The 15535-nt window shown below is 37.9% G+C and carries 14 protein-coding genes; 11 read left to right on the forward strand and 3 right to left on the reverse strand.

The genetic code is table 11. The features are described from left to right. Positions 1-351: 351 nt before the first annotated feature. The 3 genes from ltrA to L2B55_RS06990 all read left to right on the forward strand — a co-directional run bounded on the left by ltrA (position 352) and on the right by L2B55_RS06990 (position 3737). Positions 352-1758 (forward strand): group II intron reverse transcriptase/maturase, encoded by a 1407-nt coding sequence (gene ltrA, locus L2B55_RS06980; protein ID WP_237849835.1) that lies wholly within the window; start codon positions 352-354, stop codon positions 1756-1758. 331 nt (positions 1759-2089) lie between these two features. After that, positions 2090-2515, forward strand: a complete 426-nt coding sequence (locus L2B55_RS06985) for an SRPBCC family protein (RefSeq protein WP_237849836.1) — start codon at positions 2090-2092, stop codon at positions 2513-2515. Between the two features lie 79 nt (positions 2516-2594). Continuing rightward, positions 2595-3737, forward strand: a complete 1143-nt coding sequence (locus L2B55_RS06990; protein ID WP_237849837.1) for an NAD(P)/FAD-dependent oxidoreductase — start codon at positions 2595-2597, stop codon at positions 3735-3737. Positions 3738-3785: 48 nt separating this feature from the next. Here L2B55_RS06990 and L2B55_RS06995 read toward each other — a convergent pair whose 3' ends face one another. Continuing rightward, the gene (locus L2B55_RS06995) at positions 3786-4064 is read right to left on the reverse strand and encodes a hypothetical protein (RefSeq protein ID WP_237849838.1); all 279 of its coding nucleotides are present in this window, start codon (positions 4062-4064) and stop codon (positions 3786-3788) included. A gap of 327 nt (positions 4065-4391) precedes the next feature. Here L2B55_RS06995 and L2B55_RS07000 point away from each other — a divergent pair, with 327 nt between their 5' ends. From L2B55_RS07000 to L2B55_RS07015, 4 genes are all read left to right on the forward strand, one after another. Further along, complete coding sequence (locus L2B55_RS07000) at positions 4392-5288, forward strand: carbon-nitrogen hydrolase (RefSeq protein ID WP_255696566.1); 897 nt, start codon at positions 4392-4394, stop codon at positions 5286-5288. A 147-nt stretch (positions 5289-5435) separates the two neighbouring features. Then, positions 5436-6482, forward strand: a complete 1047-nt coding sequence (locus tag L2B55_RS07005) for an agmatine deiminase family protein (RefSeq protein WP_237849839.1) — start codon at positions 5436-5438, stop codon at positions 6480-6482. Between the two features lie 101 nt (positions 6483-6583). Next, positions 6584-7597, forward strand: coding sequence for a bile acid:sodium symporter family protein (locus tag L2B55_RS07010; protein WP_237849840.1), 1014 nt, complete (start codon positions 6584-6586; stop codon positions 7595-7597). 184 nt (positions 7598-7781) lie between these two features. Then, a complete protein-coding gene (locus L2B55_RS07015; RefSeq protein ID WP_237849841.1) occupies positions 7782-9683 on the forward strand; it encodes an amidophosphoribosyltransferase in 1902 nt (633 codons plus the stop codon). Positions 9684-9765: 82 nt separating this feature from the next. Here the strand turns inward: L2B55_RS07015 and L2B55_RS07020 are convergent, their stop codons facing one another. Together L2B55_RS07020 and L2B55_RS07025 are read right to left on the reverse strand one after the other, a co-directional pair. Then, a complete protein-coding gene (locus L2B55_RS07020) occupies positions 9766-10137 on the reverse strand; it encodes a VOC family protein (RefSeq protein ID WP_237849842.1) in 372 nt (123 codons plus the stop codon). A 90-nt stretch (positions 10138-10227) separates the two neighbouring features. Beyond that, entirely contained in the window at positions 10228-10842 is a 615-nt protein-coding gene (locus L2B55_RS07025) for a LysE family translocator (protein WP_237849843.1), read from the reverse strand. Between the two features lie 97 nt (positions 10843-10939). Between L2B55_RS07025 and L2B55_RS07030 the strand changes: the two genes are divergently transcribed. The 4 genes from L2B55_RS07030 (at position 10940) to L2B55_RS07045 (ending at position 15492) form a co-directional block, all read left to right on the forward strand. Continuing rightward, positions 10940-11434, forward strand: coding sequence for a deoxycytidylate deaminase (locus L2B55_RS07030; protein ID WP_237850273.1), 495 nt, complete (start codon positions 10940-10942; stop codon positions 11432-11434). A 134-nt stretch (positions 11435-11568) separates the two neighbouring features. Continuing rightward, positions 11569-13098, forward strand: coding sequence for a glutamine-hydrolyzing GMP synthase (gene guaA / locus L2B55_RS07035; protein WP_237849844.1), 1530 nt, complete (start codon positions 11569-11571; stop codon positions 13096-13098). Then, positions 13055-14320 carry an ABC transporter substrate-binding protein gene (locus tag L2B55_RS07040; protein WP_237849845.1) on the forward strand — a complete coding sequence of 422 codons (1266 nt, stop codon included), beginning with the start codon at positions 13055-13057 and terminating at the stop codon, positions 14318-14320. Before guaA ends, L2B55_RS07040 begins: the two co-directional genes overlap by 44 nt. Then, entirely contained in the window at positions 14320-15492 is a 1173-nt protein-coding gene (locus L2B55_RS07045; protein WP_237849846.1) for an RsmB/NOP family class I SAM-dependent RNA methyltransferase, read from the forward strand. The genes L2B55_RS07040 and L2B55_RS07045 overlap by 1 nt, the downstream gene beginning before the upstream one ends. Positions 15493-15535 lie beyond the last annotated feature (43 nt).

A 15535-nucleotide genomic window follows, 5' to 3' on the forward strand; every position in this document is an offset into this window, starting at 1 on the left:
GGTAATCATTAAAAAAACTTCCAGATCTCTTGCTTTACAACATAGAAGGAAGCTTGAGGCAAATCCCTGAACCGAGGCACACGAACCCTATCAGGCATATCCAGCAGGATGAGATTGCAACACAAATCGAAGTCCAATAACTACCCGGATACTGGAGTGTAAATAAGGCGGTTACATGGGGAGAAAGTGTATAGGTTTACCACGGGAGGTCTGACAGACGTGCGGAAACAAGCAGTATGAAACACGGCTAACAATTGCTGTCAGAAGTCAGCAGAGATCAAAGTACGCTGCTACGAGCTAGCAGGGGAAGGGTCGAATCTTAAGAGGTGAGCATCAAATGAAGGTTACTGTATGAATGGTAGAAAGCAGAAAACGGAGCAAGACACCTGGCAGAGCGGAACTAGGTCGGCAACCGAATCAAGCTCTGGAGGGCAGACATATCTATGGATGACTGAAAAAGGAAACACCAACACAACGCAAGGGCAACAAGCCCAACTTTTGGAGTATATACTCTCACCATCCAACCTTAATGCGGCCTACAAACAAGTTAAGCGTAACGATGGATCAGGCGGGGTTGATGGGATGAGTGTGGAAAAGCTCTTACCCTACTTACAATCCCATCGAGAAGTATTGCTTCATTCACTACAAAATGGGAGGTACAAGCCTCAAGCTGTTCGCCGGGTTGAAATACCCAAAGAGAACGACAAAAAGCGAGCTTTAGGCATCCCTACGGTAGTGGATAGAGTCATTCAGCAGGCAATCACCCAACAATTAACACCTATTTACGAAAAACAGTTCTCGTCCAACAGTTACGGTTTTCGTCCAAAACGCAGTGCTCATCAGGCCATAAAGCAGTGCCAAACCAACGCAAACGAAGGTTATCGTTACGTTGTGGACATGGATTTGGAGAAATTCTTTGATATTGTTAACCAAAGCAGGCTGATAGAGATTTTATCCCGAACCATTGAAGATGGCAGGGTAGTATCATTGATACATAAATACCTAAAAGCAGGCGTAATGGTACAGGGAAAATTTCAAGAGACATCGATGGGAGTTCCGCAAGGAGGAAACCTAAGTCCGCTGTTGAGCAATGTAATGCTCAACGAACTGGACAAGGAACTAAAGGAAAGAGGACATCGTTTTGTCAGATACGCTGACGACTGTATGGTATTCTGTAAAAGCCGCCGAGCCGCCCAGAGGGTGCTTGTCAGCCTTACCAACTACATCGAACAAAAGCTTTATCTGAAAGTAAATAGAGAGAAAACCACAGTTGCACACATCAAGGACGTTAAGTTCTTGGGGTATGGATTTTACTTCAACAAAAATGGTTGCAAAATGCGCGCCCATAAGAAAAGTGTTGAAAAGATGAAAGAGAAAATCCGAGAACTGACCTCACGGAGCAACGGATGGGGCAATGAACGCCGAAAGGAAGCAATAAGACAGTACATCACAGGCTGGCTTAACTATTTTCAGCTGGCAGACATGAAAGGATTGTTGGAACGCATAGATGAATGGTATCGAAGAAGAATCAGGTCATTGATATGGAAACAATGGAAAAGTATCAAAACCCGAATTAGGAATCTGATAAAACTGGATATCCCGAAAAACAAGGCAAAGGAATACGGCAACACAAGGAAAAGCTACTGGCACATAGCTAATAGTCCAATCCTTAGCAGAAGTATCACCAATGAACGCCTTAAGCAGTCGGGTTACCTGTTCTTTACTGACTACTATCAAAAATTGCGTTGTGTAAATTAAGAAACCGCCGTATACCGAACGGTACGTACGGTGGTGTGAGAGGTCGGAAAATGAAATAGGAGGAAAACCTATTTTATTTTCCTCCTACTCGATTTGACTAAAGAAGGATTCTGATTAGGGAGAATTAACAATATAATAACAAGTTAATTAAACAATATTAATTTATTGAAGATAAATTGTTTATATGGTTTTGAATACTCACTAACCTAAAATATTTTGTCGTATCGAGCCCATTTAAATGTCGTTTTGAACCTGTTTTTGGTAAATATTTTAGCGTAGGTTTGTCATAACAATAAAATATCTATTCACTCATTATTTCTGAAAAATAAATATGGAAACATCAGCAAAAACAACAATTACCGTTCAGTCAACAGTAAATGCTCCTGTAGAAAAAGTGTGGTCAGTTTGGACTTCTCCTGAACATATAACTAAATGGAATAGTGCAAATGATGATTGGCATACTCCGTCAGCTACAAATGATTTAAGAGTAGGTGGAAAATTTGTTTCGCGCATGGAAGCTAAAGATGGAAGTATGGGCTTCGACTTTGAAGGAACTTATGAAAATGTAAAAACTAACGAGCTGATTGAATATGTAATGGGTGATGGCCGTAAAGTAAAGATTGCCTTCAAGAGCGATGAAGGTGTTACAACTGTTACCGAAACATTTGATGCAGAAACTGAGAATTCTCCAGAGTTACAACAAGCTGGTTGGCAGGCTATTATAGACAACTTTAAAAGGTATACAGAGTCTTTGTAGATACCTCAAATACGTCTTCTCTTGAAAAGGGGGGACGTATTTTAATTTCTTTCTCTTCCAATAATTCCTATTTTTAAGCATGTTGAGTTATTGGGAACATACTTCATTTATTCATTATGATTTTATTGTAGTTGGAAGTGGTATTGCGGGTTTGTCAACCGCTTGTTGTCTTAAAGAGCGTAAACCCAGTGCTTCAGTTTTAGTATTAGAAAGAGGAATATTTCCTACCGGAGCCAGTACCAAAAATGCCGGTTTTGCTTGTTTTGGAAATGTTGGTGAAATTACTGATGACTTGCGACATCTAACGGAAGAAAAGTTGTTAAAGCTTTCAATTGATCGTTGGGAAGGATTGGGCTTGTTACGCAAGCGCCTAGGGGATAAAATGATTGATTTTCAGCAAAATGGCGGATATGAATTAATTCTTCACACTGATACATACGATTACCTTGCAGGCATTAAACAAGTAAATAGCCTTTTTAAGCCGTATTTTAAAACGGATGTTTTTGCTGAAGATAAGCAAGGGTGTGAACGATTTGGGTTCAATAAGAATCTGGTGAAAACAATGATCTTTAACTCATTGGAGGGGCAACTTGATACAGGAAAAATGATGAGTTCATTACTTCAATATACTCATCATTTGGGAGTGAAAGTGATATCAGGAGCCGAAGTACTTGAAATCAACGAAACTTCACAATCGGTTGAAGTAATGGTTAAAAATCAAGTATTGGGAGAAAAAGAAGTAATTAACTTTAAAGCTGAAAAAGTAGCTATTTGCACCAACGCATTTAGTAAACGCTTTTTTCCTGATGCTGATTTAGAGCCTGGACGAGGACAAGTTGTTTGTACCTCAGAAATCCCAAATCTCAAAATTAAAGGAACTTTTAATTTTACCGAAGGGTATTATTATTTCCGTAACATTAATAATCGAATCTTATTTGGTGGTGCCCGTAATATTGATTACGATCGGGAAACTACCGAGGAATTTGCTTTAACGGAAATTATTCAACAGCAACTTGAATATTACCTGCGTGAAATGATTCTACCTGAAAAAAAATTTACCATTGACTACCGGTGGAGTGGAATCATGGCTTTTGGAAAAGAAATTACGCCTGAAGTGAAAAAAGCCAGCGATCGTATTGTCGCAGGATTTCGATTTAACGGCATGGGTGTAGCATTGGGAAGCAAGGTTGCCGAACGCTTAACCGACTTGTTATTAGTATAAAGGTGCCATTGTTCACAAAAAAAGCCGAACGAGTCGGCTTTTATATTTTTATGAATCCAAGTTTCCGTAAACATTTCCTATTTGCAGGTCGCTGTCAATTATGCTTTTCCATTTAGGCACAAACTCGTTGGCAAAAAATGGAGTTTCGGCTTTAAGACATGAAATTTCAATTAAATAATCCTTTTTACGCTCATTTAATACAAATCGCGCAGTTTTTTTGCCATCATATTGAAACAATAAGATGTTTTCACGTTCAGCAATTAACTCAGCATCTGTTTTTCGGCAAAGCTTAAATACAATTTCTATATTTTCTATTACTTCTTCCATTGTTCATTTTATAGAATAGAGTACAAAGATGCTTTAATTTTTCATAGAGCCAAAGTAGTTGTAAGAGTTGTATTATAGTTTAATAAGCCTTTCGTCATTGGAAAGCCAAAAGTGTTATGAATAAATTGGGTCAGGAAATTGCCATAGTACAATCTGGTTCGCCGAAATGATTGAAACAAATTGCTTTCATTGTTTTTTAATTTTAGGTGAACAAAATGCACGAGAAAAGGTTTTAGTTGAAGAACTACTGTTTATTACAGCCTAGCGGCTAAGTGCATAGAAGGGGATTACAGTTGTCGTACCCTGTCAAATTAAAATTTCGTACTTTTGCGCGAAAATTTAAACTTTAAAAAAGTGGTAAAAGTAGGATTAGTTCAAATGTCGTGCGCTAAAGAGCCGGCAATAAACCTCGAAAAAGCAATTGCTAAAATTCGCGAGGCCGCAGCAAAGGGGGCTCAAATTGTTTGTTTGCAAGAGCTTTTTACTTCATTGTATTTTTGCGATGTTGAAGACTACGAAAACTTTAAACTAGCCGAACCAATTCCTGGCCCTTCTACAGATGCTTTGCAAAAGATCGCGGCTGAATTAGGAGTTGTTATTATTGCTTCGCTGTTTGAAAAGCGCGCACAAGGATTATATCATAATACTACTGCTGTAATTGATGCAGATGGGGCCTATTTGGGTAAATACCGTAAAATGCACATTCCTGATGATCCTGCATATTATGAGAAGTTTTATTTTACTCCAGGCGACTTAGGTTATAAAACATTTAAAACGAAGTTTGCTACTCTTGGAGTATTAATTTGCTGGGATCAATGGTACCCAGAAGCGGCCCGTATTACTTCATTAATGGGGGCTGAGATTTTGTTTTATCCAACTGCTATTGGATGGGCAACTTCTCAGGATGAAGCTACCAATACAGAACAATATAATGCTTGGCAAACCATTCAACGCTCCCATGCAGTTGCAAATGGAGTGCACGTAGTAAGTGTAAACCGTGTAGGATTTGAACAAGAGGGTTTAATGAAATTCTGGGGAGGATCTTTTGTAAGTAATCCATTTGGCTCACTACTTTACAAAGCGTCTCATGAGGAAGAAGAAGTTGCAGTGGTTGAAGTTGATCTTAAAAAAAGTGACAGTTATCGTACTCATTGGCCATTCCTTCGTGATCGACGAATTGAAAGTTATCAGCCAATTACCAAGCGGTTTATTGATGAGGAATAGTTAAGAGCTAGAAATTCATATTTGAAATAGAAAAGATAAGCTTGTCATGCTGAAGAGTGAAGCTTCTGTTGCAGAAGTATCCTTAGTCAGGATGACAAGTTTATATAAATACCTTTGTCTAACTAAATGCAACATGAACTAATTCATATGCAAAATATAAATACTTCTATCCCTTCAGGCTATCATTTTCCTGCCGAATGGGCTAAACATACAGCAACATGGCTTAGCTGGCCTCATAAAGAGGCATCATGGCCTGGTAAAATTGATACTATTTATCCCATCTATGCGCAGTTTATTAAAGCTGTTGCCGAAGGCGAGCAGGTTTGCATTAATGTAAACGATGAGCAAATGAAATCATTTGCCATTACCCAGCTAGAAATACAGGGTGTTGATTTGTCAAAAGTTTCGTTTTTCATTCATCCTACCAATGATGCCTGGTGTCGTGATCATGGTCCTGCGTTTTTGATTAATCCTGTTGAAAAGAAAAAAATCATTGTTGATTGGGGGTACAATGCTTGGGGTGAGAAGTATCCTCCTTATGATCTGGATGACGTAATCCCTACCCGTATAGCAAAACATTACGATATTCCGGTTTTCTATCCTGGTATTGTAATGGAAGGGGGCTCAGTAGATTTTAATGGCGCAGGAACAATTTTAACAACAACAGCTTGTTTGTTAAATCAAAACCGTAACCCACATTTAAATCAGGGGCAAATAGAAGAATACCTGCACAAATACTATGGTGCAGAACAAATATTATGGCTTGGCGATGGTATTGTTGGGGATGATACTGACGGACACATAGATGACATTACCCGATTCGTAAATGAGGATACAGTAGTTACAGTTGTTGAACAGAATAAGAACGACGAAAACTACCAGCCTTTAAAAGAGAATTTGGATGAATTGAAGAAAATGCGTTTACTTAATGGTAAACAACTTAATATAGTGGAGTTACCTATGCCAGATGCCGTGATTTATGAAGATACACGTTTGCCGGCATCATATGCTAACTTCTATATTTCAAATGCCGCAGTGGTGGTGCCAACCTATCGTTGTAAGCAAGACCAGGCTGCTTTAGATATTTTGACTCAATGTTTTCCTGATAGAAAAGTTATCGGTCTGGATTCTACTGATATAATTTGGGGACTGGGCAGTTTTCACTGTTTAAGCCAGCAGGAACCATCAGTGTAAATTAAAGTCCATAGTTGATAGTCTATGGATCATAGTTTAAATAATTGTTATTCAAAAATTGCTATGGTCTGTAGACTATGGATCATGGACTTTAATGATTAATGCTACATAAAGAACCAACACTTATACAACGTATTTTAACCCGATTAGCACAGTTTGGGTTAGACGGATTTATACTCGGGATTATTTTGGTAATTCTATTAGGAAAATTATTGCCAGGACCGGGAGTGTATGAAGGTGTATTTTCTTTAAAATCTTTTGCTACTTATGGAGCTTCATTAATCTTTTTCTTTTATGGGTTAAAGCTCAATAGAGAAAAACTGATTAATGGCTTAAGTAACTGGCGATTGCATTTGATGGTGCAGCTTTCTACTTATTTGATATTTCCACTTGTAGTTTTCACTGCATTTAAATTTTTTGGCATAAACAGTACTTCTTTGCTCTGGACAGGGGCATTGTTTTTATCGGCCATACCATCTACAGTATCATCATCAGTGGTTATGGTGTCTATTGCAGGTGGAAACATACCTGCTGCAATTTTTAATGCTAGTATTTCAAGTTTAGTGGGTGTTTTTTTAACGCCTTTCTGGATGGAAATATTTCTTTCCGCATCATCCGGTACTTTTGATTTTACAGATGTTGTTTTAAAACTGATTTTTCAGGTATTGATTCCAGTGATGTTGGGTTTGTGGTTGAATCCTCACCTGGGTAAATTAGCTGATAAATACAGAATGCAATTGCGTTATTTTGATCAATCGGTCATTTTACTCATTGTTTATACTTCATTTAGTGAGTCATTTGCCAGCCGTGTTTTTGATGGCTATTCAATATTGGAGTTGATGATGTTAGGTGGCTTGATGATAGCCCTGTTTTTTGTAGGTTTTTATCTGATTTCTGCCAGTGCTAATCTGTTGAAGTTTAACAGGGCTGATAGAATAACAGCAGTTTTTTGTGGTTCGAAGAAATCGCTAGTGCACGGAACAGTTATGTCGAAAGTAATTTTTTCAAACGGCGGATCGCTGGGAGTAATTTTGTTGCCTTTAATGATTTACCACGCCATGCAGTTGGTTATTTGCAGCTTTATTGCTCAAAAGATGATGCGCGAAAAGCACTAATAAGTTTTGAATAGAGTTTAATAATGTTAACTATTGATAGTCAGTTAGTTGATTTGAATTAATTATTTTACAATAGCACTGTATTTTCTCAAAAACTAATCAGCATAACTCGTGTTTCTTCAATAAATAATTAGTATTTTTGCGACCTTAATTTTGGAGCTTTCCAGAGGGATAGAATAATTTCATGAGTGACGCGATTAAACACGAGTGCGGAATAGCACTAATCCGATTACGTAAGCCTTTAAGTTATTATCACGAGAAGTACGGAACGGCATTGTACGGTTTAAACAAACTGTACTTAATGATGGAAAAACAGGTTAACCGTGGACAAGACGGTGCCGGAATTGCAACCATCAAGTTAGATATCGAACCCGGAAATCGATATATAAGCCGTCAGCGCTCAACTTCTTCTAGAGCTGTAACCGAAATCTTCGAATACGTTTTAGGCAAATATGCCGATCTTCAACGTAAAAATCCTGAACTACTTAATGATGTACAATGGTTAAAGGAGCATGTGCCTTTTATGGGCGAAGTGTTACTTGGCCACTTGCGTTATGGTACTCATGGGCAAAACAGCATTGAAAACTGTCACCCATTTTTGCGTCAAAATAACTGGCAAACCCGCAATTTGGTGGTAGCCGGTAATTTTAACATGACCAATGTGGATGAACTTTTGGCTCAATTATATGAATTAGGCCAGCATCCTAAAGAAAAAGCTGATACGGTAACAGTGTTGGAAAAAATTGGTCATTTCTTGGATGACGAGAATCAAAAATTGTTCGATAAGTTTAAGAAGCAAGGATATTCAAATGTCGAGATCTCTAAACTAATTGCTTCGCACATAGATGTTAATAAAATTTTAACTCGCTCAGCTAAAACCTGGGATGGGGGATATGCCATTTGTGGATTAATGGGGCACGGAGATGCTTTTGTTATGCGTGACCCTTCAGGTATTCGTCCGGCATTTAAATATATCGATGATGAAGTTGTTGTGGTTGCATCAGAGCGCCCTGCAATTCAAACTGCTTTTAATATCCCTGTTGAAGCTATTTCTGAAGTACAGCCAGGTCATGCTTTAATTATTAAAAAGGATGGCAGTATTTCTGAAGAAATGTTCCGCGATCCGTTGGAACGTAAATCATGTTCGTTCGAGCGTATTTATTTTTCAAGAGGAAGTGATACCAGTATTTACCAAGAGCGCAAAAAATTAGGTAAACTATTGGTGCCTGCAATTGTTAATTCCATAAATCACGATATTCAAAATACAGTATTTTCATTTATTCCGAATACCGCCGAGGTTGCATTTTATGGAATGGTTGAAGGTGTACATGAGCACATTCGCTGCCGTCAGAAAGACTTGCTAAAAGAAAGCGATAATCTTACCGACGAGCGAATTGATCAAATTTTGAACTTGAAACCTCGCGTTGAAAAATTGGCTATTAAAGATGCTAAGTTACGCACTTTCATTACCCAAGATTCAGATCGTAATGATTTGGTTAATCATGTGTATGACGTAACGTATGGGGTTGTCAAAAAAGGCGTGGACAATTTGGTGGCCATTGATGATTCAATAGTACGTGGTACTACTTTAAAACAAAGTATTATCCGTATTCTGGATCGTTTGGGGCCTAAAAAAATCGTAATTGTTTCATCCGCTCCTCAAATTCGCTATCCAGATTGTTATGGTATTGATATGAGTCGAATGGGTGAGTTTGTGGCATTCCAGGCTGCAATTTCCTTACTGAAAAAGTCAGGTAAAGAGCAGCTTATTAAAGAAGTTTACGAAAAATGTAAAGCTCAGGAGGGCCTGCCTAAAGAAGATGTTAAAAATTACGTGAAAGAAATTTATGCGCCGTTTACCGATGAAGAAATCTCGGCTGAAGTTTCACGCATTGTTACTCCTGAAGGCATAAATGCTGAAGTAGAGGTGATTTTCCAATCATTGGATAACTTGCATATAGCTTGTCCAAACGACTTGGGAGATTGGTATTTCTCAGGAAACTATCCGACACCAGGGGGGAATAAAGTAGTGAATAGGGCATTTATCAACTTTATGGAAGGCCGCAATCAGCGTGCATACGCATAAGGCTTTTAATAAATAGTTATAAAAAAGGACGTATACGGTTGTGTATACGTCCTTTTTTTATATTTCATTTTTGTAAAAGCTTCTAGTGATGTGAATGTAAACCTATTTTGTTTCCTTCAGTGTCTTTAATAAAAGCAAAATATCCGTATTCGGGACTAATGATGGTTTTGGGTACTAAAATAGAACCTCCAACTTCCTGTACTTTATTGAGAACTTCCATCATATTATCGCCGCAATTAAGATAAATATAAACGCCAGTATCTCCAGGGTGGTGATTTTTTCCTGAAACGATGGCTCCGCTTACACTTCCTGCTTCACTTGGGAAAAAGCCCATCCGATCTGATCCCATAAGCATTTCAACCATTTCAAAATTGAGTATGTGCGAGTAGAACTTTTTAGCACGTTCAAAATCCTCCACCGGAATTTCGAACCAATTAATGGCGTGTTTAGACATAGCGTAGTAATTTAGACAGACACTAATTTACTTAAAATTAGTTAATAGGAGTGTGGGGAAATTTAGGAGAGGTGAATTTTGTCTAACTATTTAAACATGTTTTAAGATCACAGGGATCAGCAATCTGAATACAGCATACCCAACTATCACCACTCCAGCAGTTTTATTGAGCCACATGATATGTCGTGTATTGATATAACTGCGGTATTTGCTTACAAAATATGATTTCCCAATATCAGAACTCAGAATTGTTAGAGATGTGGCAGCTAAGAAACCAAGAAGTTCAGGGTGGGTGTATGACTCAGTAAATTTGGTTGAAATGGTAATCCAATAAAAGAGCATCATTGGGTTTAACATACACATTAAAAAACCCTTGAAAAAGTAGGCTGTATTTTTTAATGCTTTAGTAGGTTCATTGGAAATTTTTACCTTTTTGAAAATATAATAGCTTCCTATGCCCACTAAAAACGTGCCTCCAATAATGTAGATTATTTGCCGGTATTGCTCTTCAAAACCGATAAGTAAGCTGAAAACTACAGCTAAAACTATATAAATAACATCACTTAAAAATACACCAGCAGAAAAGTAAACGCCTGATTTAAAGCCTCTGCTGATACTTATTTTTAGTAATGAAAAGAATGTAGGGCCAGTAAGCAATGAAAGCACTAATCCGACAATAATTCCTGAAAAAATGGCCAATAGCATTCGTGGGTTTCCAAAAGGTTTCGGTAAAAATCTCACTTATAAGATAAAAACCCAAATTATTTGTGTTTATTTTGGCACCGAATTGAACTTAGCAGGAATGAAGCGTCCGGAATTTGATGATATATTTATGAATTTGGCCACGGAGTTGGCAGGCCGTTCACATTGTGTAAAAGCCCATGTTGGAGCAGTGTTGACAAAAGATACCCGTATTATTTCTATCGGTTATAATGGCCCTCCTGCCGGGACTCATAATTGTGATGAAGATTGGCCTGAACACGGTTGCCCTCGTGATTCAAAAGGAAGTTGTTCCCTGGCATTACATGCTGAAGAAAATGCCATCTTATACGCCGTAAAAAATGGAGCTTCGCTGGAAGGCTCTACCCTGTACGTTACGTTATCACCTTGCTTACCTTGTGCACGTTTAATTTTTACATCGGGTATTAAAAAAGTTATCTTCTTAAAATCATATGCCGAGTATAAAGGCCTGCCTAGTGATGAAGGAGTTGATTTTTTACGACGGTTTGGGGTTGAAGTATCCAAATACTTATCTGTGGATGAAAAAGAGTTGATTCCATCCGCCGTTACTGTTTAAATTAAGGGCAATTGGGGGAAGTCCCTTAAAATAGCATCATCACCTTTGTGGCATAGTGAATTTGGAAAGGCTAATCATTTTCTCTAATTCAAAATCTGCTTCTGAAATCTAAATTCAAAAGCCTATCTTTGCGCATGCTGGAAAAAATTATCATTCTTGATTTCGGTTCTCAGTTTACTCAATTAATTGCCCGTAGAGTTAGAGAACTCAATGTTTACTGTGAAATTCATCCTTATAACCACCTTCCTGAATTTGACGAAAGTGTTAAAGGTATAATCTTTTCAGGTTCTCCACACTCAGTTCGAGAAGAAAATGCCCCTAGTGTTGATTTGTCGCTATTCCATAATAAATATCCCGTGTTAGGAGTTTGTTACGGTGCACAGTTTATAGCACAAAGTATGGGCGGGAATGTATTACCCTCAAAAATTCGCGAATATGGTCGTGCAAATTTGAGCACCATCAACAATGATCATGAGCTTTTAAAGGGATTAACCGACAATTCCCAGGTATGGATGTCGCACGGTGATACTATTTCTGAAGTACCGGAAAATTTTGAAGTTATTGCAAGCACGGATTCAGTTCGAGTTGCTGCCTATCATATTAAAAATACTCAAACCTACGGAATTCAGTTTCATCCAGAGGTTACACACTCTTTGGAAGGGAAATTGTTATTAGATAATTTCTTGGTACAGGTTTGTGGATTATCTCAAAACTGGACTCCTAACTCATTCATTGAAACTACTATTTCAGATTTACAAAATAAGTTAGGTGATGATAAAGTAGTATTAGGTCTTTCAGGGGGAGTGGACTCAACTGTAGCAGCTGTATTATTGAACAAAGCAATTGGTAAAAACCTGTATTGTATTTTTGTTGATAACGGCCTGTTGCGTAAAAATGAGTTTGAAAGCGTATTAAAACAATACGAAGGAATGGGCTTAAACGTGAAGGGGGTTGATGCTAAACAACGTTTTTATGATGCTTTAGCAGGCTTAAAAGATCCGGAGGCTAAACGTAAAGCTATTGGTCGTGTATTTATTGAAGTATTTGATGATGAAGCTCATCAAATTGAAAATGTTAAATGGCTAGGTCAGGGTACCATTTATCCTGATGTTATCGAATCAGTTTCAGTGAAAGGACCTTCAGCTACCATTAAATCACATCATAACGTAGGTGGTTTGCCTGATTTTATGAAACTAAAGGTGGTAGAACCATTACGTTCATTATTTAAAGATGAGGTGCGCAGGGTTGGAAAAAACTTAGGAATTGCAGATGAGTTATTGGGACGTCATCCTTTCCCTGGGCCAGGTTTAGCAATTCGTATTTTAGGGGATATTACACCAGAGAAAGTACATATATTGCAACAAGCTGATGCTATTTATATCGATAACCTTCGTTCATCAGGTTTGTATGATAAGGTGTGGCAGGCTGGTGCAATCTTTTTACCAGTGCAATCAGTGGGTGTGATGGGCGATGAGCGTACCTATGAAAACGTAATCGCTTTACGTGCAGTTGAATCAGTTGATGGTATGACCGCCGATTGGTGTCATTTACCATATGAGTTATTAGCAAAAATTTCAAACGAAATCATCAATAACGTAAAAGGAATTAACCGCGTTGTATATGACATCAGTTCTAAACCGCCTGCAACTATTGAGTGGGAATAATTTTTTCAGTGCGCTGATTTTAGCGGCGGCATTTACAGTTGCTTCTTGTTCAACGAAAACAATACAACCTCAAATGCCAACCGGTCCGTCGGCTGAGAAAACGGTTAAAGATGATGATAAAAGAGCTAAGGAACCTGCCGTATTTTCAAGAAATGCCAATAAAGAGCCGGTAATTTCATTGGTGTTGCCATTCAATGTTGATAAAATTGATTTATCGACAGCAAGTACCAAAAAAGATCTTGAACCTTCTGCTGTGGCCCTTGATTTTTATCAAGGCTTCCGCTTGGGTTTGGATTCGGCTACTCAAAATGGCAAGAAAATTAAATTAATGGTTTTTGATAGTAAAGACGATACCGTTGAGGTGCGTAACCTTGCTCGAAAGCAAGCTATCATCAATAGTAATTTAGTGATCGGCCCATTGTATCCGTCAGAAATCCGCTCGTTTAATCCTATTGCTGTTCAAAATCAGCAGTACTTTGTGTCTCCTTTGTCGCCGCGTGTGGTTGTAAAAGGCAATCCATATTTCATTGTTCCGGTTTGTCCGATGGAGATTCATGCCCGCAAGGCTGCAGAGTTTATCATCAAAAAGTTTGAAACAAACCGACTAATGATTTTAAAAGGACCTGACTCTGACGAAGAGAACTTTGTTAAGCCATTTAAGGCTGCATTTGAAGAACAAAGTATTGGAACAGCAATAAGTGAGTATCGAACTACTTCTAATACGTTTGATCCGATGGTGAGTAAGCTGGTAAAAGGGCAGAACAATATCCTGTTGGTTTCATCAGCTAATAAAGCATTTTGGCAAGCTTTATTAAAGTTTCTGGATAAAAATTCTAAGGAATACAGTTTCACTGTGTTTGCTTATCCGGGTTCTGAACGTTTGGCAACTTCATTGGGGTTGAAAAATTTGGAGAAGTACAATCTATATTTTACATCTTCATACCATATTGATCGTAATGAACCAGGAACTGCCGCTTTTTTTACACGGTATAAGCAAGCATATGCGGTTGAACCTAGCGAGTATGCTATTAAAGGATTCGATATAGGCTTTTTCTTTGCAAAGCTGCTTTCATCGCATATTACTGATTACGATAAATACATCAACAAGTTTTATAACGGAATTCATAACAATTTTCAATTTGTTAAAACCGAAAATGGCTTTTTGAACGAAAGCCTGAAGGTATTAAAGGTTGAAAACTCGAAGTTTGTAGAACAGAAATAATGAGGTTCGACAACCAGTTACGTATTGCGGCATCAATCATAGAAGAATATGCTTTTGAGATGCCGCTTTCTCGTTTTTTAGCAAATTTTTTTCGCAAGAATAAACAAATGGGTTCCAAAGACCGTAAAATGGCCTCTGACCTTGTTTATTCATATTTCAGATTAGGACAATCATTGGCTAACCGTTCTATTGACGAGCGGATTTTGGTAGCTCAATTTCTTTGCAAGTCGTCGTTTACCCCATTACTCGATCAACTACAGCCAGTATTCAACCAAAAAATTGAACTTTCGTTAAACGAGAAGTTTGAATATTTAAAAGAGCTTTATCCTGAGTTTAATGCGAATCTGATTTTTCCATTTCAAGATAAATTGTCAGAAAGGATTAATAAAGAGGAATTTTGCCTTTCTCACCTTAATCAACCCAGGTTGTTCATTCGTGTTAGGGAGGGAAAAAGTGAAATGGTGAAAAGTAAATTGCAGGAACTTGAAATTTCTTTTGAACCACTTTCTGAAACTTGTCTTTCATTTAAAAATACTACTAAGCTCGACCATCTGTTTGAAGGAGTAATTCCCCGTCCATTTGAAATACAAGATTACAGCTCCCAACATACTGCGGTTTACTTTAAGCCATTAAATGGGGAAAACTGGTGGGATTGTTGTGCCGCATCCGGAGGGAAATCCTTAATGCTTCATGAGCAGGAGCCTGGTGTTAAACTTTTGGTTTCTGATATCAGGGAGAGTATTCTAGCTAACCTTGATGAACGATTTACAGCTGCAGGTATTAGGGGTTATCATAAAAAAGAACTTGATTTAACTAAAAACCTTGATCCATATTTACTGAACAGGGAATTTGATGGGATTATCCTGGATGCTCCTTGCAGTGGTTCTGGAACCTGGGGTCGTACGCCTGAAATGATTTCGACCTTTGATCCAAATAAAATTGAATGGTTCAGCTCTTTGCAAAAACGCATTGCAACAAATGTTGTGAAATGGCTTAAACCAGGCAAACCTCTTATTTATATAACTTGTTCAGCTTTTCAAAAAGAGAACGAAGAGGTTATGAACTTTATTTGCACTGAATTAGGCTTTGAATGTGAGCGTTTCGAAGTGTTAAAAGGTTACGAAAATGCTGCTGATACTATGTTCGTTGCCAGATTAATAAAAAAGAAATAATCTCTCTCTCATTTCCCTGTTTATAGGCATCCTTTCAAATTCT

It is taken from the genome of Solitalea lacus, from assembly GCF_022014595.1.
Classification (GTDB): domain Bacteria; phylum Bacteroidota; class Bacteroidia; order Sphingobacteriales; family Sphingobacteriaceae; genus Solitalea; species Solitalea lacus.